Origin of the sequence: Methylobacterium goesingense, assembly GCF_022179225.1 — a bacterium.
Taxonomy (GTDB): domain Bacteria; phylum Pseudomonadota; class Alphaproteobacteria; order Rhizobiales; family Beijerinckiaceae; genus Methylobacterium; species Methylobacterium goesingense.
The window spans coordinates 56,211-75,073 of the sequence record NZ_BPQL01000069.1; the positions used below are offsets into that span (position 1 = coordinate 56,211).

The window sequence follows — 18,863 nt, forward strand, 5'->3', positions numbered from 1 at the left end:
TCGCCTGAGACCGCCCCTCGCCGAGACGTCAGGAACCACATCATGGACGCCGCCAACCCCCTCGCCACCACCGCCCCGCCGGCCCGGATCAGCCGGGTCCGCTCGGGCCGCCGGATCGCCGACAAGACCCTGATCCTGGCCAGCACCCTCGCCACCCTGATCGGCATCGTCGTGCTCGGCTCGATCCTGTTCATGCTGGTGGTCGAGGGCATCAAGGGCTTCGCGCCCTCCCTCTTCACCGAGCCGACGCCCGGCCCCGGCTCCGAGGGCGGCGGCATCGCCAACGCGATCCTCGGCAGCCTCGTGCTCACCTTCCTGGGCATCCTGGTGGCGACCCCGGTCGGCGTGATGGCCGGGACGTTCCTCGCCGAGTACGGCCGCAACTCGAAGCTCGCCGACCTCATCCGCTTCCTCAACGATATCCTGCTGTCGGCGCCCTCGATCCTCATCGGCCTGTTCGTCTACACGCTGATGGTGCGCCCGATGGGCTCCTATTCCGGCTGGGCCGGCGCGGTGGCGCTCGCCATCATCGCCACCCCGGTCATCGTGCGCACCACCGAGGACATGCTCCGCCTCGTGCCCTCGACCCTGCGCGAGGCCGGCGCGGCGCTCGGCGCCCCGCCCTCCATCGTGATCAAGAGCATCACCTGGCGCGGCGCCAGCGCCGGCATCGTCACCGGCATCATCCTGGCGCTGGCCCGCATCGCCGGCGAGACGGCGCCGCTGCTCTTCACGGCCCTGAACAACAACAGCTGGTTCCGCGCCGACCTGATGGGCGGCATCCCGAACCTGCCCGTGATGATCTACCAGTTCGCGCTCTCGCCTTACCCGAACTGGCAGCAGCTCGCCTGGGCCGGCGCCCTCCTCATCACCGTCACGATCCTCGCCCTGTCGATCGTGGCCCGGTTCGTCATCAAGACCGAGCGGTCGCGCTGAAACCTCCAGCGCGCCGCATCTCCCCGCCTTCCGATCGATAGGATCTTGAACCGATGAACGCCGCCCAAGGGATCACGTCCGCGCAGCTTACCGGACGCCACAAGGCCGACGAGACCTCCCCGATCCGCATCGCCGTGAAGGACCTGAACTTCTACTACGGCAGCTTTCACGGCTTGAAGTCGGTCAACCTCAACTTCCACGACCGTCAGGTCACGGCGCTGATCGGCCCATCGGGCTGCGGGAAGTCCACCCTGCTGCGCACCTTCAACCGGATCTACAGCCTCTATCCGGAACAGCGGGCGGAAGGGGAGATCCTCCTCGACGGCCAGAACGTCCTCGATGCCAGCGTCGACCTCAACGAGCTGCGCTCGCGCATCGGCATGGTGTTCCAGAAGCCGACCCCGTTCCCGATGTCGATCTACGACAACGTCGCCTTCGGCCTCCGCCTCTACGAGAAGCTGCCCAAGGCCGATCTCGACATGCGCGTCGAGGAATCGCTCCGCAAGGCCGCCCTCTGGGACGAGGTGAAGGACAAGCTCAAGCAGTCCGGCATGGGCCTCTCCGGCGGCCAGCAGCAGCGCCTCTGCATCGCCCGCACCGTGGCCCAGCGCCCCGAGGTCATCCTGTTCGACGAGCCGACCTCGGCCCTCGACCCGATCTCCACCGGCCGCATCGAGGAACTGATCGAGCAGCTGCGCACGGAATTCACCATCGTCATCGTCACCCACAACATGCAGCAGGCGGCGCGCATCTCCCAGTTCACCGCCTTCATGTATCTTGGCGAACTGGTGGAATTCGGGCCGACGACGCGCATCTTCATGAATCCGGAGAAGCGTCAGACGCAGGACTACATCACCGGCCGCTTCGGCTGATCCTCGGCGGACCGTTGCACGGTCCGTGGCGGACCGGAATCCGGTCCGCGCCAGATCCCCACGCCATGGCCGGCCCCCGACAGGCGGGCCCGATCGAGGAGCGCAATTCATGCCCGACCACATCGTCAAATCCTACGACACGGACCTCGAAGACCTCCGCCGCTCGATCTCCGAGATGGGCGGTATCGCCGAGAAGATGATGACCGAAGCCGGCGAGGCCCTCGTGCGCCGCGATTCCCCCCTGGCCCAGGCGGTGATCTCCGCCGATGCCCGCCTCGACATCCTTCAGCGCGAGATCGAGGAGCGGGCGATCCTGCTCATCGCCCGGCGCCAGCCCCTGGCCATCGACCTGCGCGAGACCGTGACGGCGATCCGGGTGTCGAACGACCTCGAGCGCATCGGCGACCTCGCCAAGAACGTGGCCAAGCGCGTCGTGGCGATCGCCGACCAGATCCAGCCGCAGAAGATCGTCATCGGCGTCCAGCACATGAGCGATCTCGTGCAGGAGCAGCTCAAGGACGTCCTCGACGCCTATGGCAGCCGCGACATCAAGGCGGCGCTGGACGTGTGGGAGCGCGACGATGCGATCGACGCGCTCTACAACTCGCTGTTCCGGGAACTTCTCACCTACATGATGGAAGATCCGCGCAACATCTCGTTCTGCACCCACCTGCTGTTCGTGGCCAAGAACATCGAGCGCATCGGCGACCACACCACCAACATCGCGGAGACGATCCACTACCTCGTCACCGGCGAGAACCTCCTGGCCGAGCGCGAGCGCCCGAAGAACGACGCCTCCAACTATACCACCGTGGACATGCCCGGCGCGGCCTGAGACCGCGCGCGCCTAGTCGAAAGGGCACGATGAGTACGCGTATCCTGATCGTCGAGGACGAGGAGGCCCTGACCCTCCTCCTCCGCTACAACCTCGAGGCCGAGGGCTTCGTCGTCGACTCGGCCGCCCGCGGCGACGAGGCGGACCTGCGCCTGCAGGAGCAGGTCCCCGACCTCGTGCTGCTCGACTGGATGCTGCCGGCCCTGTCGGGCATCGAACTCTGCCGCCGCATCCGCGCGCGCCGCGAGACCGAGCGGCTGCCCGTGATCATGCTCACCGCCCGCGGCGAGGAGGGCGACCGCATCCGCGGCCTCGGGACCGGCGCCGACGACTACATCGTCAAGCCGTTCTCGGTGCCCGAACTCCTCGCCCGGGTGCGCGCCCTGCTGCGTCGGGCCAAGCCGGCCCACGTGGCCAACCTGCTGATCGCCGGCGACATCGAGCTCGACCGGGTCAGCCACCGTATCCGCCGCGAGGGCCGCGAGATCCATCTCGGGCCCACCGAGTTCAAGCTCCTCGAGTTCCTGATGCAGAGCCCCGGCCGGGTATTCTCCCGCGAGCAACTCCTCGACGGCGTCTGGGGCCACGACGTCTACATCGACGAGCGCACCGTCGACGTCCATGTCGGCCGCCTGCGCAAGGCCCTGAACCGGCCCCGGCAGAGCGACCCGATCCGCACCGTGCGCGGCTCGGGCTACTCCTTCGACGAGATGTTCGAGGGCGAATAGCCGGACCGTCGCATCACACGATGCTGCGCACCACGCCGCCATCGACCCGGAGCGCCGCGCCGCTGGTGGCGCTGGCGGCCGGGCTGCAGATGTAGGCGACCATGCTGGCCACCTCCTCGACGGTGGCGAGACGGCCGATCAGCGAGGTCGGGCGGTGCTCGGCCACGAAGGCACGGCCCGCGGCGTCGAGGTCGACTTCGCCGCCCGTCCCGCCGCCCTGCGCCATGCTCTTCATGAAATCGGCCACACCCTCGGACAGGGTCGGGCCCGGCAACACGCTGTTCACGGTGACGCCGCTGCCCGACACGGTCTCGGCGAGGCCGCGGGCCACGGCGAGCTGGGCGGTCTTGGTCATCCCGTAATGGACCATCTCCACCGGGATATTCACGCCGGATTCGGAGGAGATGAACACCACCCGTCCCCAGCCGCGCTCCACCATGCCGGGGGTATAGGCCCGCGACAGGCGAACGCCGCTCATCACGTTGGTGTCGAAGAAGCGGTGCCAATCCTCGTCCGGGATCTCGAAGAAGGGTTTGGGCTCGAAGATGCCGGTGTTGTTCACCAGGATGTCGACGTCCGGCAGCCCGGCGACGACGCGGGCCGCCCCGTCCGGGTTGGCGACGTCGCCGGGCGCTCCGATGAAGCCGGCGTGACTGGTCTCGCGCTTCAGGCGCTCGACGGCGTCGCGGACGCGGTCCTGGGTGCGCCCGTTGATCGCCACATTGGCCCCGAGTTCGCCCAACGCCTTGGCGATGGCATAGCCGATGCCGCCGGTGGAGCCGGTGACCAGGGCGCGCTTGCCGGAGAGATCGAGTTGCATGGGATCGTCCTTCGTACGGGCCGTGCCCCCGGGGATGCCCTCCCGAGGCCACGTCCTCTGGGGGCTTCGCCCGGTTCAACGCGCAGGACGGGCCCTGGTGCGATCCCGGCGTTCCGTCAGCCTTCGGGCCGGCGCCGCAGCGCGCTCGTGACCGCGCCGAGGCTCGCGAGGCCGACCGCGCACCACAGGGTCGCGGCCACCGGGGCGGCCGGCGCACCGCCCTGGTGCAGCCCGAAGATCACCGCCACCAGGGCGGCGCCGAAGGATTGTCCAGTGAGGCGGGCGGTGGATTGCATGCCGCTGGCGCCGCCGCTGCGGTCGCGCGGGGCGCTGGTGATGATGACCTTGTTGTTGGGCGACTGGAACAGCCCGAAGCCGAGGCCGCACAGGGTCAGGCGCCAGGCGATGTCGAGGTGGGACGCCCCCGCCGGCAGCAGGGCGACGGCGGTCAGGCCGCACGCCATCAGGCCGAGGCCGGCGCCGCCGAGGAGGCCCGGCGCGTAGCGGTCGGCGAGTCGCCCGGAGATCGGCGCCATCAGCGCGATGGCGATGGGCCAGGGCGTCATCAGGAAGCCGGTCTGCGTCTCGGAGAGGCGCAGCACGTCCTGGAAGTAGAACGGCAGGGCGACGTAGGCCATCATCTGCGCCGAGAACGAGGCGATTGAACTCGCCATCGACAGGGCGAAGGCGGGGATCCGCAGGAGGTCGACGGGCAGGAGCGGGCGGGCCATCCGGGTCTGCGTCCAGACGAAGACCGCGCCGATCGCCACCGCCGCGCCGATCTCGGCCAGCGCCACGCCCCGGGTCGCGGAATCGCCGAGGCCGTCGATGCCGATGATCAGGAGCCCGAAGGTCAGGGCGTTGAGGATGGCGCTGCGGATGTCGAAGCGCCCGCCGCTCCGGGGCGTCGCCGGCAGGGTGCGGGCGCCCACCGTCAGAGCGATAAGGCCCACCGGCAGGTTGACGAGGAACAGCCAGGGCCAGGTCGCCACGGACAGGATCGCGGCCGCCACGGTCGGCCCGGCCGCCGAGGCCATTGCCACCACCAGGGCGACGTTGCCGACGCCGCGCCCGATCAGTCGGTGCGGATAGATGAAGCGCACGAGCGCGATGTTGACGCTCATGATCCCGGCCGCCCCCAGCCCCTGCGCGATCCGCGCCGCCACCAGCCAGTCGAGGGAGGGGGCGAAGGCGCAGGCCACGGAGGCCGCCGTGAACAGGACGAGGCCGGTGAGGTAGACCCGGCGATAGCCCAGGATGTCGCCGAGCGACGCCAGCGGCAGCAGCGAGGCCGTCACCGCGATCTGGAAGCTGTTGGTCACGAAGATCGCCGCGGAGGGCGCGACCGCGAGGTCCTTGGCCATCACCGGCAGGGCGACGTTGACGATGGCCCCGTCGAGCACCGCCATGGTCATGGCGAGGCCGATCGCGAGCAGCGCCAGCATGCGCTCGCGCACCGGCAGGCCGTCCGTCACGGGCTCCGGGGGGGCAGGGTGCGGGGCGTCGTTCGTCATGGGCGGACCCGTGGAACCCCGCGCCCGGTTTCGCAAGGGGCGGAGAAATCCCACGTGTCCTTTGTCACGTCGATCCGGCGGCACGGACCGGCAACCTGCGCTATCTGATGTCGGACGCGCCGGACCGCGCGCTGCCGGGAGTCCACATGGACGCGCTTCTCAAGATCTCCGCCCTCGTGCTGGCGGCCCAGATGTCCGTCATGCCTGTGTCCCTGGCACCGGCCCTCGCACAGACGGCCGGGACGGACACCGCGCCCCTCGGCATCGGGCTCGAGGGCTTCGCCTATCCCTATCCGGTGTTCTTCCTCGAGCGGATGCGCGATGGCGAGCGCCAGCGCCTCGCCTACATGGACGTGGCCGCCGAAGGCCAGGCCAACGGGCGCACCGTCGTGCTGCTGCACGGGCGCAATTTCCCCTCGAGCTACTGGCAGCCGGTGATCCAGGCCCTCACCCGCGCGGGCTACCGCGTGGTGGCCCCGGACCAGCTCGGCTTCGGCAAGTCGGCCAAGCCCGTGGGTCCCTACACCTTCGACGCCATGGCGGCCGACACCCTGGCGCTGCTCGATTCGTTGAGCCTGAAGCGGGTCGACGTGGTGGCGCATTCCATGGGCGGGATGCTGGCCGTGCGCCTGACCCGCAATGCGCCGACCCGGGTCAACAGCCTCGTGCTCGAAGCGCCGATCGGCCTGGAGGATTACCGGTTCACGGTGCCGCCGGTCTCCGACGCCACCCTGCTGCGCCTGGAGGGCGACGCCACGGCCGAGTCCTACCGCCGTCAGCTGATGACGAACTATGCCCTGTCGCTGCCGGCCTCCGCCATCGAGCCCTTCGTGTCGCTGCGCGAGCGGGTGAAGGGCTCGGGCGAATATCCCCGCTGGCTTCAGTCCTTCGTCAATTCCTACCAAGCCATCTGGGGCCAGCCGGTGGTGCACGAGATCCCGCTGATCGCGGTCCCGACGCTCTTCGTCATGGGCGAGAACGACCACAACGCTCCGGGCAAGCCCTTCGCGCCGGAGGCCCTGCGGCCGGGCATGGGGCGCAATGCCGAGCACGCGCGGACGCTGGCCGGGCAGATGCCGAGCGGGCGCGCCGTCGTGCTGCCGGGCATCGGCCACCTCGTCCACATGGAAGCGACGGACCGGTTCAACACGCTGACGCTCGAATTCCTCAACGGTCACTGAGCGCCGGACCACCGCAACGGGAGACACGTCATGGGCATGAAGGTCGGACTGGGCATGGATGTCGGACTGATCGGCCTCGGCCGGATGGGGCGCGGCATGGCGGCGAGCCTGGTCCGGGCGGGCCACGGCGTCCGGGTCTGGAACCGCTCGCCCGGCGCGGCGGACGGCCTCGCGGGCGTCACGCCGGTGGCGAGCGCCGCCGAGGCCTTCGCGGGGGATGCGGCGATCACCATGCTGGCGGACGACGCGGCCCTGCGCGGCGTGATCGTCGAGGGTGGGCTCCTCGACGGCGACCGGCGTCCGGGCCTCCACCTCTCGATGAGCACGATCTCGGTCGCCCTGGCGCAGGATCTCGCCGCCATCCATGCCCGCGCGGGCGTGCCCTACATCGCCGCCCCGGTCTTCGGGCGCCCCGACGTCGCCGAGGCCGGCGCCTTGAACATCGTGGCGGCCGGCGACCCGGAGGCGATCGCCCGGGCTCAGCCCCTCCTCGACGCGATGGGCACCCGGACCTGGGGCTTCGGACCCGAGCCGCACCGCGCCAACGCGGTCAAGCTCGCGGGCAACTTCATGCTGATCGCGGCGATCGAGGCGATGGGGGAGGCGGCGGCCCTGGCGGAAGGGCATGGCGTGACGGGGGCCGACCTCCTCGACCTCCTGACCAGCACCCTGTTCGCCTCGCCGGTCTACAAGAACTACGGCGGCCTCATCGCCGCCCGGCGCTACGAACCGCCGGGGTTCAACCTCAAGCTCGGCGCCAAGGATGTCGGACTGGTGCTCTCCGCCGCCGGAGCCGCCGGCGTACCGATGCCCTTCGCGAGCGTGCTGCGCGACAATCTCATCGAGGCGATCGGCCATGGCGATGCCGACAAGGACCTCGCCGCCCTGGCGGAGGTCGCCCGCCGGCGCGGCCGGCCGGCCTGACGCCCGACGCCTTTCGGCTCAGCGGTTGAAGACGAACAGCGATACGCCGACTACCACCGGCACCAGGGCGGCGCAGCCGATGAACAGCGGCATGATCCAGCCGCTGCCGTCCTCCGGCCGGGCGGCCTTCCGCACCTTGGGCGGCGCGGCCTCGGTTTTGCGGGCGAGGGCGATGCGCGCATGCGAGGGGGCGTTGCCCGCCGCCTCGTCGTCGGTGCCGAGCTGCGACAGGCCGGGGTCGTAATGGGCGATCTTGTCGCCGGTCCGGCCGCTGTCGATATCGGCCTTCAGCATGGCGGTGGTGGGCCGATCGGACTCGGGCGGCGTCTCCACCGCAAGGTTGCCGGGGACGGGGGGTGTTTCGGACCGGAGGGTCATGGGTCTGGATGTCCGTGCGCGGATCTGTAGGCGTGCAACGCGCCATGGCGTCGCCCGTTCGCCGCCGCCCCTGTGACGCAGGCGCGCCGGATACCCGCGCGGTCTCGAATCCAAGCCGTCTCGACTCCAAGCCGTCTCGACTCCAAGCCGTCTCGAACCGAGGCCGGTCCTCAGGGACAGGGTGCCGGTATCACGCGGCGCCGCGTTCCCGGTCCTGTGGGCCGGACTGGGTCTCGACGTGGTTTCGGCCGTTGCCCTTGCAGTGATAGAGGGCGCCGTCGGCCCGGGTGACGAGGCAGTCGGGACTTTCGCCGACCCGCGATTCGGCGACGCCGAAGGAGCAGGTCTGCGGGCCGGTCAGCGGCAGGGACGTTGCCGCGATGCGGTGGCACAACGCCTCCGCGAGGGCCCTGGCCTGCGCCAGCCCGGTGCCGGGACAGACGATCATGAACTCCTCGCCGCCCCAGCGGCCCAGGGTGTCGCCGGGTCGGACGCCGTCGCGTAGCGCCGCCGCGAGGGCGACGAGCACCCGGTCGCCGACCTTGTGGCCGTGCCGGTCGTTGATCGCCTTGAAGTGATCCACGTCGGCCAGGATCACGCTGAACGGCGCGCCGTCCGCCCTGGACTGGATGGCACAGGCTTCCAGCGCCGCGTCGAGCCGGCGGCGGTTGTCCAGCCCGGTCAGCAGGTCGGTGTGGGCGAGGTGTTCGAGTTCGCGCGTCCGCTCCTCCACGCGCGCCTGCAGCGAAGCGTTCACCGCGCGCAACTCGTCCATGAGGTGGGCATTGTCCGCGAAGGCCCGGCGCAGGCGCCGCGCCATGCCGTTGAGGGTGTCCGTCAGGGCGTGGAGCTCATGGCGTCCGCCGGTGGAGAGCCTGAGCGGGCGTGCGCCGAGGTTGTCGGCGTCGAGCTGCGCCAGGAAGCGGCTGATCTGGCTCAAGGGCTGCCCGACCATGTGCCGGATCACCACGAAGAAGATCAGCGCGAGCACGAACGATTTCAGCATCGCGTTGATCAGGATCACCACGAGCGTGTTCTTGACCTGATCGAGGGCGATCGCATCGTCGGAGTGCAGCGTCCAGGATCCGACGGGGAAGCGCTGGCCGTCGCGCTCGGTATGGACGAGGGCGAAGGTTCTGCTGAAGGGGCGTCCGAAGCCCGGGGTCACCGGGCTTTCCCGGCCCTCCGCATCCACCCGCACCGCGTGGCCCTGCGCGCCGGTCACCGTGCCGAGAGCCTGGACCCGCTCGCCGCGCTCGTCGCGCACCTCGACGCCGAGGACGACCGGGATCTCCTTCATGCCGGTAAGGATGCCGCCGAGCACCGCGGCGTTGTACCGCCAGAGGGCATCCTCCAGGCCGGGGCTGAACGTGCGCTGCATCGCCGCCACGTCCTCCTGCAGCCGGTCGCTGGCGCGCCGGTACTCGATCGCCATCTGGACGCCGGTCAGCGCGACCGCCACCACCACGTAGCAGCCGAAGATGACCCGCATCAGATGCGTCGCCAGGGCGCGGCTGGCCGCCGGAGGAGCTCCCCCCGGCGGCCCAGGCGACCGGAATCGGAACGGCGGTTTCGGCATCCGCGGGGCTACTCGCTCGACAGGAAGGACGAATCGTAGACGGCGCGAAGCTTAGGCAAATCCTCGGGCGCCGACCACGCTTCGACGATGCCGCGATAGCGCGCGCTCGCGCGTTCCGCGGGCAAGAACGCGTCGATCCGGTCGATGACGGCGCGTCCCCACGGCGTGCGCGGGCACATCACGCGACTGAAGATGGGCTCGGGGCTCTCCGCCATGGGCAGGCCGATCCAGGGCTCCGGCTCGCCCAGGGCCTTGGCGTAATAGGCCGCGATGTTCGCGAACTCGACGAGATAATCGAGCCTGTCGTTCTTGAGCATCCGGAACGCCTCGCTGAACTCGGAATGCCTCTGGGCCGAGGTCGATGCCTGCAGGAGTGCGTCGACGCTCGGCGCGATCGCGCGTTGGCGCAGGACGCTGGTGCGCAGGTTCGGATGGTCCGTCAGCAGGCTGCGTAGCGAGAGCGGGCCGAGCGCTTCGAAGCGGGCCCGCTGCGTCTCCCGGACCACGATCCGCAACGGGTAGAACAGGCCCGTTGGGCGCGAGAAATACGCGTAGGCGTCGCGCTCCGGCGTCTGGACGCCGCCGACGAAGCACCATTCCATTCCCTGCTTCATCGCGCTCACCACGCGGGGGAAGGGCACGACCAGGGTCTGGTGCGTGTAGTCGGCGAGATGGTCCATCAGGATGTGGCGAACCCGATCGAAGATGCCGGTGTCGGCCTCGGGACCATCGGTGATCATGTACGGCGCCGCGTCGTAGCGCGTCCACGTCACCTGCTTCGGCGGACCCGGTTCCTCGGCCCGTGCGCCGGCCATCATCGCCAGGAGGGCGGTGACGGCCCACGCGATCCGCGTGACGGCGTGCCTCGGGCGGAGCCGCGAGAGCGGATTCGCTCGGCCCATCAAGCCCGATGCTCCGCCGGCAGCGGGAACGGGATCGTCGCTGACCCGTCCGGGCGGTCACAGCATCGGCAAGACAAGCCTTCCCCCCATCGCCCGTATCCCGGCTCACATCCTAAAATCCATGCTCGATGGATGCTCAACAATCCGTTAACGACGATGCTCGATACCGAACAAAATCTCGTATTCGTCCAACTATAGCAATCAGACGCTGCAGGTCGTGAGTTATGAGGTAATTTTGTTCTAAAGTTATTCTCATCTGATGATAAGATATATGGTTTATGTCGCGCCGTTGTTGGGGTCAGCTGATAAATTATCCTAAGATCATTTGCGATGTGAGCCGTCAAGCCCCGCGCGGGGCGGGCAACGATTTCCTTACCGGATGGCCGCGCCCGGTCGCGCCGACCGGTTGCGGGACCTTGCGGAAACCCGGCCGGCGGCACAGGACCCCGTCTGGTCCCGCTCGTGCTTTCCGAACCGTCGGGGCGCACGGGAGGAAGCGGGACGACATGCGGGACGACGCGACACGGGTGGACAACCGGGATCGGGTGGGTTCGATCTGCCGCTCCCTGCGCCGGGCGATCGTCGAGCGGGCGATCATGCCCGGCGACCGGCTGCCGGAAGATGCCCTGGGCGAGCGCTTCGGCGTCAGCCGCACCATCGCGCGCCAGGCCCTCGGGCAGCTGGCGGGAGAGGGGCTGGTGGAATTGCGGCGCAACCGCATCGCCGTGGTGGCGACCCCGAGCTGGGCGGAAGCGCGCGACACCTTCGACGTGCGCATCAGCCTGGAGCGCCTCGTGGTCGCCCGCCTGGCCGGGCGTCTCACGCCGGACCAGCAGGCGGCGCTCGACGCCCATATCGGCCGGGAGGAGGCGGCGCAGGGCGGCGCGGACGGCGCCTCGATCCGCCTCGCCACCGAGTTTCACCTGCTGCTCGCGCAGATGACCGGCAGCCCCGTACTGGAGCGCTACGTGGCCGAGCTCGGCTACCGCTGCGCCCTCGTGCTCTCGCTCTACAGCCGGCCGCATTCGGCGGAGTGCGGGGTCGCCGAGCACCGCGCCCTGGTCGCCGCCCTGATCGCGGGTGAACCCGAGCGGGCCATGGCGCTGATGGACCACCACCTCGACGCGGTGGCCGAGCGGGCCCGGATCGTCGCGAGCCCACCGCGGGAGCGCGACCTCGGCCGCCTGCTCGCGCCCTATATCGAGCCCGTGGGCGGCTGAGCGCGCCTTACGTGTTCAGACCGTGCTGGCTGAGGATGCGCTCGGCGCTGTCGTTCCAGACCTCCATGGTCACGATCAGGCCGTCGCGCACCGTGAACCGGTCGACGTAGCGGTTGCCCTCGAAGGGCGTTCCGTCCGGCCATTCGCCGTAGAGCGTGCCGAGGCTGTAGACCGTGGTGATGCCGTCGCCCGGTACCACGTCGAGGCGCTCCATGCGCTTCTTCACCCAGGCGTAGCGTCCGGCGTTGAAGGCCGTGACCTCGCGGGGGTGGCCGAAGGTGCGCCCGCCCGTGAACACGATGGTGATGCCCGGTGCCATGTAGGTCGCCGCCCGCTCAGGGTCGGGCACCATCGAGGCTTCCAGATAGGCGGTGACGTTGGCGGCGTCGCGGGCGGTGGTGTCGGTCGAATGCGCGGTCATGGCGGTATCTCCGGGAATAAGCCTCTCCCTGCCGCAAATACCGCCAAAGTGCATGCAATAAGTGTATGCACTTTGGCGATTCCGGAGGCAGGATGCCGGGGCATCGCGAAAATTCGTGAGCAAACGCAAGGCCGAAGCCAATGGCACGGGGGTTGCGGACCTGTGTCGCGAAGCACCCGCCGGAGACACCCCCATGCGCAGCCGTCCGATGCCGACCCTGACCCGCCGCCTCGCCCTCGGCGCCTGCCTCGCCCTCGCGCTGCCCCTCGGGGGCGTGGCCCGGGCCGAGGATCCGATCCGGATCGGTCTCGTCACGGCGCTGAGCGGGCAATCGGCCAAGTCCGGGGAGGCGATCTCCCGCGGCATCGGGCTCGCCATCGACGAGATCAACGCCGGCGGCGGCGTGCTCGGGCGGCCCCTGGAGCTGGTGGCGCGGGACGACGAGGCCAATCCGTCGAAGGGCGTGCTCGCCGCCCGCGAGCTGATCCAGCGGGTCGGCGTGGTAGCGCTGGTCGGCGGCCTCGACACGCCGGTCTCGATGGCGCTGGTGCCCATCGCCAACCAGATGAAGGTGCCCTTCCTCGGACCCTGGGCCGCCGGCACCGGCATCACCCGCAACGGCGCCGCCGACAACTACGCCTTCCGGGTCTCGGCCGTGGACGCCCTAGTCGACGAGGCCCTGGTCGCCTACGCGGTGAAGACGCACGGGGCGAAGAAGCCCGGGATGATCCTGGTCAACAACGCCTGGGGCGAGTCGAACCAGCAGGGCCTGACCGCGGCGCTGAAGGCCGCCAATCTGCCCGCCGCCGGCATCGAGAAGTACGAGGCCGCCGATCTCGACATGGTGCCCCAGCTCATCCGCCTGCGCGAGGCCGGCGCCGACACCCTGTTCCTCGTCGGCAATGTCGGGCCCTCGGCCCAGGTGGTGAAATCCCTCGACCGGATGGGCTGGAGCGTTCCGGTGGTCTCGCACTGGGGCCCGGCCGGCGGGCGCTTCGACGAGCTCGCCGGGCCGAGCGCGGCTAAGGTCCACTTCATCCAGACCTTCACCTTCGCGGGCAATACCAGCCCGAAGGCGCTCGCCGTCCTCGACGCCCTCAAGAAGAAGTACCCGGCGATCAAGTCGATGGCCGACGTGACCCCGGCGGTGGGCATCGCCAACGCCTACGACGCCACCCACCTGCTCGCCCTGGCGATCAAGGCCGCCGGCTCGACCAAGGGGCCGGAAGTGCGCGACGGCTTCTACAAGGTCGCGACCTATCCGGGCCTGATCAAGACCTACGACAAGCCCTTCGCGCCGGGCCAGCACGACGCTCTCGGGCCGCAGGACTACGTCTTCACCCGCTTCCAGAACGGCGAGATCGTCGCCGTCACGAACTGACGGAGCAGGGCCGATGCTCACCGGAACGCTCATCACCGGCCTCGGCCTCGGCAGCATGTACGGGCTCGTGGCGCTCGGCTTCCACATCACCTACGCGGTCTCCGGCACCGTGAACTTCGCGCAAGGGAGCGCCGTCACCCTCGGGGCGGTGCTGGGCTACAGCCTGGGGGTGACCCTGGGCTGGCCGATGCCGGTGGCGATCCTCGGAGCGCTTCTCGGCTGCGCGTTCCTCGGCCTAACGGTCGAGCGGTTGCTGGTGCGGCCCTTCGTCGAGAAGGGCTCGGACGCGTGGCTGCTCGCCACCGTGGCGGGCGGCATCGTCCTCGACAACGCAATGCTGTTCACCTTCGGCAAGGAGCCCCGCAGCTTGCCCTCGTCGCTCGCGGTGTCACCGGTGGAGATCCTCGGCACTGGCATCTACCCGCTCCAGCTCCTGATTCCGGTGGTCGGGCTCACGGTGGCGGTGGCGATCCAGACCCTGTTCCGCCGCACCGATCTCGGCCGGGTGCTGCTGGCGGTGGCGCAGAACGCCGACGCCGCGCGGCTGATGGGCATCGACGTCCGGCGCACGGTGGCCTGCGCCTTCGCGCTCTCGGCGCTGCTGGCCGGGGCCGCCGGCCTCCTCATCGCGCCGCTGTTCTCGGTCTCGGCCGAGATGGGGGCGCTGTTCGGGATCAAGGCCTTCGCGGTGGCGATCCTGGGCGGCATCGGCTCGGCCACCGGCGTGGTGCTGGCGGGCCTCCTCTACGGCCTCGTCGAGGCCGGCGTCACCGCGACCCTCGGCTCCACCTACACCCAGCTCGTGGTGTTCTCGGTGATCATCCTGGCCCTAGCCCTGCGCCCCGACGGGCTCCTCGGCCGCGCCGCGATCAACAAGGTCTGAGCCCGATGAACGCCCTGCGCGCACCGGCGGCCGAACTCCTGAAGAGCATGCCGCTCACGATCCTCGCCCTCACCCTGGCGGGGCTCGGTCTCGTCGGGCTGACGGGGGGCTACAGCCACTTCGTCATCGCCCTGGTGGCCCTGACCACCGTGGCGGGGACCGGGCTGAACGTCCTCCTCGGCCTGACGGGGCTGATCTCCTTCGGGCATGCGGGGTTCTACGCCATCGGTGCCTATGCGAGCGCGATCTTCACCGGAGCCGGCCTGAGCTTCTGGCCAGCGCTGCCGGCCGCCGGCCTCGTCTCCGGGCTCGTCGGGGCCGGCCTCGCGGTGCCGGCCATGCGGGTGAAGGGCCCCTATCTCGCGATGGTCACCATCGCGTTCGGCTTCATCGTCGAGCACGCTCTGATCGAGGGCGGGTCGCTCACCGGCGGCCAGAACGGCCTCGTGGTCACCGTCGGGCCGAGCCTGTTTGGATTCCCCTTAGCGGAGCGCGAACTGGCCTTTCTCGCCGTGATCGGTGCGGGTCTCAGCCTCTACGGCTTCCACCGCCTCGCCCGCAGCCGCCTCGGCCGGGCCATGCGGGCGGTGCGCGACGCCGACGTGGCGGCCGCCTCCCTCGGATTCGATCCGGTGCGGGTGAAGACCCTGGCCTTCGCGATCTCGGCGGCGCTGACGGGCCTCGCCGGGGCGGTGCTGCCGCCCCTCATGCTGTTCATCGCGCCGAGCTCGTTTCCCTTCGCGCAGTCGATCCTGTTCGTGCTCTCCGTGGTGGTCGGCGGCGCCGGCACCGTGCTCGGGCCGCTCTTCGGCGCCCTCGTCACCGTGCTGTTGCCCGAGACGCTTGCGGGGCTCGCGGAGTACCGGCTGCTGTTCTTCGGCCTCGCCACCCTGGTGGTGCTCTGGCTGGTGCCCTCGGGGATCGTCGGCAGCGCGGCCCGGCTGCTGCCGCGGGCGCGGACCGGCGCCCTGCCGCCGGCGATGGATTTCGCCCGGCTCATCGGGCAGCGCGGGGCCGAGGCCCTGGTGGTCGAGGGCATCGGCATCAGCTTCGGCGGCATCCGCGCGGCCGAGGGCGTCTCGGTCACGGCGCAGCCCGGGGCGGTGACGAGCCTGATCGGGCCCAACGGCGCCGGCAAGACCACCGTTCTCAACATGGTCTCGGGCTTCTACCGGCCGCAAGCCGGGGCGATCCGCCTTGGCGACCGTGATCTCGCCGGCGCCCCGGCCCACGTCATCGCCCGGGCCGGCATCGCCCGCACCTACCAGACCACGCGCCTGTTCGGTTCGCTGAGCGTCCTCGACAACGTCGCCCTCGCGTTCGAGCCCGGCCGCCTCCGGCGCCGCTCCGGCGGACAGGACCGCGCCGCCGCCGCCGCCCTGCTGGCCTTCGTCGGCTATGCCGGCGACCTCGACCGGCCGGCGGCGGAACTGCCCCATGTCGACCGCCGCCTCGTGGAAATCGCCCGGGCGCTGGCCGGACGCCCGCGCATCCTCCTCCTCGACGAGCCCGCCGCCGGCCTGACCCGGGCCGACACCGACGCGCTCGGCGGTCTCCTGCGCCGGATCGCCGGGCAGGGCATCGCCGTGGTGCTGGTGGAGCACGACATGCCCCTGGTGATGGGCGTCTCCGACGCGATCCTGGTCATGGATGCCGGGCGGCCGATCGCCTACGGGAATCCGGCCGCGATCCGCCGCGACCCGGCGGTGATCCGTGCCTATCTCGGCGGCGCCGACACGCCCGCCCGGCCCCGCGCGGCCGCCTGGACGCCGCCCGCCGACGCGGTGCTCTCCACCCTGGGCCTCACCGCCGGCTACGGCGCCGCCCCGGTCCTCGACCGCGTCGCCATCGAGGTCCGCCCCGGCGAGACCGTGGCGCTGCTCGGCGCCAACGGCGCCGGCAAGTCGACGACCATGCGGGCCCTCGCCGGCCTGCTCCGGCCCGTCACCGGTGCGATCGTGCTGGAGGACCGCGCCATCGCGCACCTGCCCGCCCACACCATCGCCCGCCTCGGCCTTGCCCTGGTGCCCGAGGGCCGGCAGGTGTTTCCCGAACTCACCGTGATCGAGAACATCCGCCTCGGGGCCCATGGCCGCGCGGCGCCGATCGACCCGGCCGAGATCGAGGCGCTGCTCACCCGCTTTCCCCGCCTGCGCGACCGGGCGACGAGTCGGGCGGGCCTGCTCTCGGGGGGCGAGCAGCAGATGCTGGCCATCGCCCGCGGGATGATGGCGCATCCCCGCATCCTCCTCCTCGACGAGCCCTCCCTCGGCCTAGCGCCCGCGATGATCAATGCACTCTACGCGGTGGTGGCGGACCTGCGCGACCAGGGCGTCACCATCCTGATCGTCGATCAGATGGCGGCCCTGGCCCTGACGGTGGCCGATCGCGGCTACGTGCTGGAGCAGGGCCGCGTCGTCACCGCCGGGACGGCCGCCGAACTCAGCGCCGATGCCGGCCTGGAGGCAGCCTATCTGGGCGCTGCCTGAGGCCGCTCAACCCTGCACGGCGGCGGAGGCGTCGCGCAGCATCGCCTCGGCGCGGTCCCGGGCGCGCGCCCAGCGCCCGCATTCCCGGCGCGCATCCGACAGGGCGCGATGCTCCGGGGCCGGATCGTCCCGCGCGTCCTGACGCAGCGTGGCCAGGAGCTTGCCCGCCAGGGCGTCGCGCGCCGTCGGGTCGATGCCGCCCGCCGCGAGCACATCCAGGATCGCGCGGCGCTGCGCCTCCGCCGTCGCCTTCAGCCGCAGGGCGTGGCGCGGCAGGCCGGCCGCGCGCAGGAGCCGGCTCAACCACTGCCCGTCCCAGGAGGGGGCCGAGGCGTAGAGGGCGACGTCGCGCAAGGTTGTCAGCATGTGCAGCGCCACCCAGTCGTGGGCGACCCCCTCCCGCACCAGGCGCTCCCGGGCGAGCCCGTGCACCGCCTCGGCCTCGGGCGCCCAGTCGGTCCAGCCCGGGGCCGGACGGATGAGGAAGCTCTCCGAACCGCCCTCGGGAAACACCCACGCGACCTCGATCGGGTAGCTGGTCTTGGCGAGCGAGGACGCCTCGAAATCCAGGAAGGCGATGCGGCTCAACGGCGGACCCTCGGGGCGGAAACCGGCTCGGCACGGGAATTGGCGCGGGAAAAGAAGCGATGCCGGGCAACAAACCCGCGCAAAGCCGAGTTCCGGCTTCGACGTACCGCGAAGGACCCCGGGTGAGCGACGCAACACCGATCTCGATGCCCGCGCGCGGGACGCGCCGTCGGCTCGCCGCTTCCGCCCCCACCTCGCTCACGCGCTTCCTCTCCGCAAGACCCATCCTCCATAGCGGCCGGATCTCGGCCGACTTGGCTGCCTTGGCCGCGCCACATCCGGCGCTCTGGGGCCTTGCCCTGGCGGTGGCCGTCCTCGACGCGGTGTGGCTGCGCCGGGCCGGGATCGCCCTGGCGCCGTTCGGCTTTAGCGTCGCTGCGGCGCTGGTGGCGGCGCTCCTCGCACTCGCCACCCTGTTCGGCCCCGTCCTGTCCGAGCCGAAGCTGCGGGCGATGGCGCTGGCGAGCGCCGCCCTCGTCGCCGTGACCGTGCCGCTCGCAGTGCTGCACTACCTCACCGCGACCTGGGCCCTGCCGCTGGCCGATGCGCGGCTGGCGCGGGCCGAGGCTGCGCTGGGCTTCGACTGGCCGGGCTACCTCGCGGTCCTCCAGGCGCATCCGCGCCTCGCCTGGTGGCTGGCCCTCGCCTACCACACCAGCGGCCCGCAGGTCGGCCTCACGGTGATCGCGCTCAGCGCGACCCTCCGGGTCGGCCGGCTCTGGGCCTATGTGCGGATGTTCGCGGTGCTGCTCCTCGCGGTCGTTCTCGTCGCCGCCCTGGTGCCCGCCGCCGGCCCCTTCGTGCATTACGGCCTCGTCACCGTGCCGGACGGATCGATCGAGACCATGGGCGCCCTCTGGCACCTCGATGCCCTGGAGCACCTGCGTGCCGGCACCCTGCGCGTCCTGGCCCTGGAAGATATCCGCGGCCTCGTGACGTTCCCGTCCTTCCATGTCTGCCTCGCGGTGCTGACCGCCTGGGCGCTGGCGCCGATCCCGATCCTCGGCCCCTTGGCGATCGCCCTCAACGCCGTCGTCATCGTGGCGACCCTCGGGGCCGGCGGGCATTACCTGCCCGACCTGCTCGCCGGCTTCATGCTCTCGGTCGCGGTCATCGGCGGGCGCGCGATCCTACGGGGGCGCCGCGCCCGGCCATCGGGCCAGAGGTCCGAACCCGCCCCGTGCGGGTCGCGTTGTCCGAGGTGACGGCACG

General features: G+C 70.8%; 18 protein-coding genes. 11 read left to right on the forward strand and 7 right to left on the reverse strand.

What is annotated here, in order from left to right:
• The first annotated feature begins 42 nt into the window (after nt 1-42).
• The 4 genes from pstA (at nt 43) to phoB (ending at nt 3,371) form a co-directional block, all read left to right on the forward strand.
• A complete protein-coding gene (gene pstA, locus MFF30_RS13600) occupies nt 43-936 on the forward strand; it encodes a phosphate ABC transporter permease PstA (protein ID WP_238279956.1) in 894 nt (297 codons plus the stop codon).
• A 53-nt stretch (nt 937-989) separates the two neighbouring features.
• On the forward strand, nt 990-1,808 hold the full coding sequence (gene pstB / locus MFF30_RS13605; protein ID WP_238279957.1) for a phosphate ABC transporter ATP-binding protein PstB: 819 nt from the start codon (nt 990-992) through the stop codon (nt 1,806-1,808).
• A gap of 109 nt (nt 1,809-1,917) precedes the next feature.
• A complete protein-coding gene (gene phoU / locus MFF30_RS13610; RefSeq protein WP_238279958.1) occupies nt 1,918-2,643 on the forward strand; it encodes a phosphate signaling complex protein PhoU in 726 nt (241 codons plus the stop codon).
• A 29-nt stretch (nt 2,644-2,672) separates the two neighbouring features.
• Nucleotides 2,673-3,371: a phosphate regulon transcriptional regulator PhoB gene (phoB, locus tag MFF30_RS13615; RefSeq protein ID WP_238279959.1), complete on the forward strand. Its 699-nt coding sequence runs from the start codon at nt 2,673-2,675 to the stop codon at nt 3,369-3,371.
• 13 nt (nt 3,372-3,384) lie between these two features.
• Here the strand turns inward: phoB and MFF30_RS13620 are convergent, their stop codons facing one another.
• Both MFF30_RS13620 and MFF30_RS13625 read right to left on the reverse strand, forming a co-directional pair.
• Nucleotides 3,385-4,191 (reverse strand): SDR family NAD(P)-dependent oxidoreductase, encoded by an 807-nt coding sequence (locus MFF30_RS13620; protein ID WP_238279960.1) that lies wholly within the window; start codon nt 4,189-4,191, stop codon nt 3,385-3,387.
• A 116-nt stretch (nt 4,192-4,307) separates the two neighbouring features.
• Nucleotides 4,308-5,705 carry an MFS transporter gene (locus tag MFF30_RS13625; protein ID WP_238279961.1) on the reverse strand — a complete coding sequence of 466 codons (1,398 nt, stop codon included), beginning with the start codon at nt 5,703-5,705 and terminating at the stop codon, nt 4,308-4,310.
• Nucleotides 5,706-5,851: 146 nt separating this feature from the next.
• Here MFF30_RS13625 and MFF30_RS13630 point away from each other — a divergent pair, with 146 nt between their 5' ends.
• Nucleotides 5,852-6,886 (forward strand): alpha/beta fold hydrolase, encoded by a 1,035-nt coding sequence (locus MFF30_RS13630; protein ID WP_283205897.1) that lies wholly within the window; start codon nt 5,852-5,854, stop codon nt 6,884-6,886.
• Between the two features lie 54 nt (nt 6,887-6,940).
• A complete protein-coding gene (locus MFF30_RS13635) occupies nt 6,941-7,810 on the forward strand; it encodes an NAD(P)-dependent oxidoreductase (protein WP_238279999.1) in 870 nt (289 codons plus the stop codon).
• An 18-nt stretch (nt 7,811-7,828) separates the two neighbouring features.
• Here the strand turns inward: MFF30_RS13635 and MFF30_RS13640 are convergent, their stop codons facing one another.
• The 3 genes from MFF30_RS13640 to MFF30_RS13650 all read right to left on the reverse strand — a co-directional run bounded on the left by MFF30_RS13640 (nt 7,829) and on the right by MFF30_RS13650 (nt 10,669).
• On the reverse strand, nt 7,829-8,188 hold the full coding sequence (locus MFF30_RS13640; protein WP_238279962.1) for a hypothetical protein: 360 nt from the start codon (nt 8,186-8,188) through the stop codon (nt 7,829-7,831).
• A 190-nt stretch (nt 8,189-8,378) separates the two neighbouring features.
• The gene (locus MFF30_RS13645; RefSeq protein ID WP_238279963.1) at nt 8,379-9,680 is read right to left on the reverse strand and encodes a GGDEF domain-containing protein; all 1,302 of its coding nucleotides are present in this window, start codon (nt 9,678-9,680) and stop codon (nt 8,379-8,381) included.
• A gap of 95 nt (nt 9,681-9,775) precedes the next feature.
• Nucleotides 9,776-10,669, reverse strand: coding sequence for a TIGR02285 family protein (locus tag MFF30_RS13650; RefSeq protein WP_238279964.1), 894 nt, complete (start codon nt 10,667-10,669; stop codon nt 9,776-9,778).
• A 506-nt stretch (nt 10,670-11,175) separates the two neighbouring features.
• On the opposite strand from MFF30_RS13650, the gene MFF30_RS13655 reads away from it, so the two are divergent.
• Nucleotides 11,176-11,889 carry a GntR family transcriptional regulator gene (locus MFF30_RS13655; protein ID WP_238279965.1) on the forward strand — a complete coding sequence of 238 codons (714 nt, stop codon included), beginning with the start codon at nt 11,176-11,178 and terminating at the stop codon, nt 11,887-11,889.
• 7 nt (nt 11,890-11,896) lie between these two features.
• Here the strand turns inward: MFF30_RS13655 and MFF30_RS13660 are convergent, their stop codons facing one another.
• A complete protein-coding gene (locus MFF30_RS13660) occupies nt 11,897-12,310 on the reverse strand; it encodes a nuclear transport factor 2 family protein (RefSeq protein WP_238279966.1) in 414 nt (137 codons plus the stop codon).
• A 193-nt stretch (nt 12,311-12,503) separates the two neighbouring features.
• On the opposite strand from MFF30_RS13660, the gene MFF30_RS13665 reads away from it, so the two are divergent.
• From MFF30_RS13665 to MFF30_RS13675, 3 genes are read left to right on the forward strand one after another with little or no spacing between them, the layout of a single operon-like run.
• The gene (locus tag MFF30_RS13665) at nt 12,504-13,691 is read left to right on the forward strand and encodes an ABC transporter substrate-binding protein (RefSeq protein WP_238279967.1); all 1,188 of its coding nucleotides are present in this window, start codon (nt 12,504-12,506) and stop codon (nt 13,689-13,691) included.
• Nucleotides 13,692-13,704: 13 nt separating this feature from the next.
• Entirely contained in the window at nt 13,705-14,574 is an 870-nt protein-coding gene (locus tag MFF30_RS13670; protein WP_238279968.1) for a branched-chain amino acid ABC transporter permease, read from the forward strand.
• A 5-nt stretch (nt 14,575-14,579) separates the two neighbouring features.
• Nucleotides 14,580-17,063 carry a branched-chain amino acid ABC transporter ATP-binding protein/permease gene (locus MFF30_RS13675; protein WP_238279969.1) on the forward strand — a complete coding sequence of 828 codons (2,484 nt, stop codon included), beginning with the start codon at nt 14,580-14,582 and terminating at the stop codon, nt 17,061-17,063.
• 6 nt (nt 17,064-17,069) lie between these two features.
• On the opposite strand, the gene MFF30_RS13680 is transcribed toward MFF30_RS13675, so the two are convergent.
• Nucleotides 17,070-17,651 (reverse strand): 3'-5' exonuclease, encoded by a 582-nt coding sequence (locus MFF30_RS13680; RefSeq protein ID WP_238279970.1) that lies wholly within the window; start codon nt 17,649-17,651, stop codon nt 17,070-17,072.
• A 254-nt stretch (nt 17,652-17,905) separates the two neighbouring features.
• Between MFF30_RS13680 and MFF30_RS13685 the strand changes: the two genes are divergently transcribed.
• Nucleotides 17,906-18,856 (forward strand): phosphatase PAP2 family protein, encoded by a 951-nt coding sequence (locus tag MFF30_RS13685; protein ID WP_238279971.1) that lies wholly within the window; start codon nt 17,906-17,908, stop codon nt 18,854-18,856.
• Nucleotides 18,857-18,863: the final 7 nt, after the last annotated feature.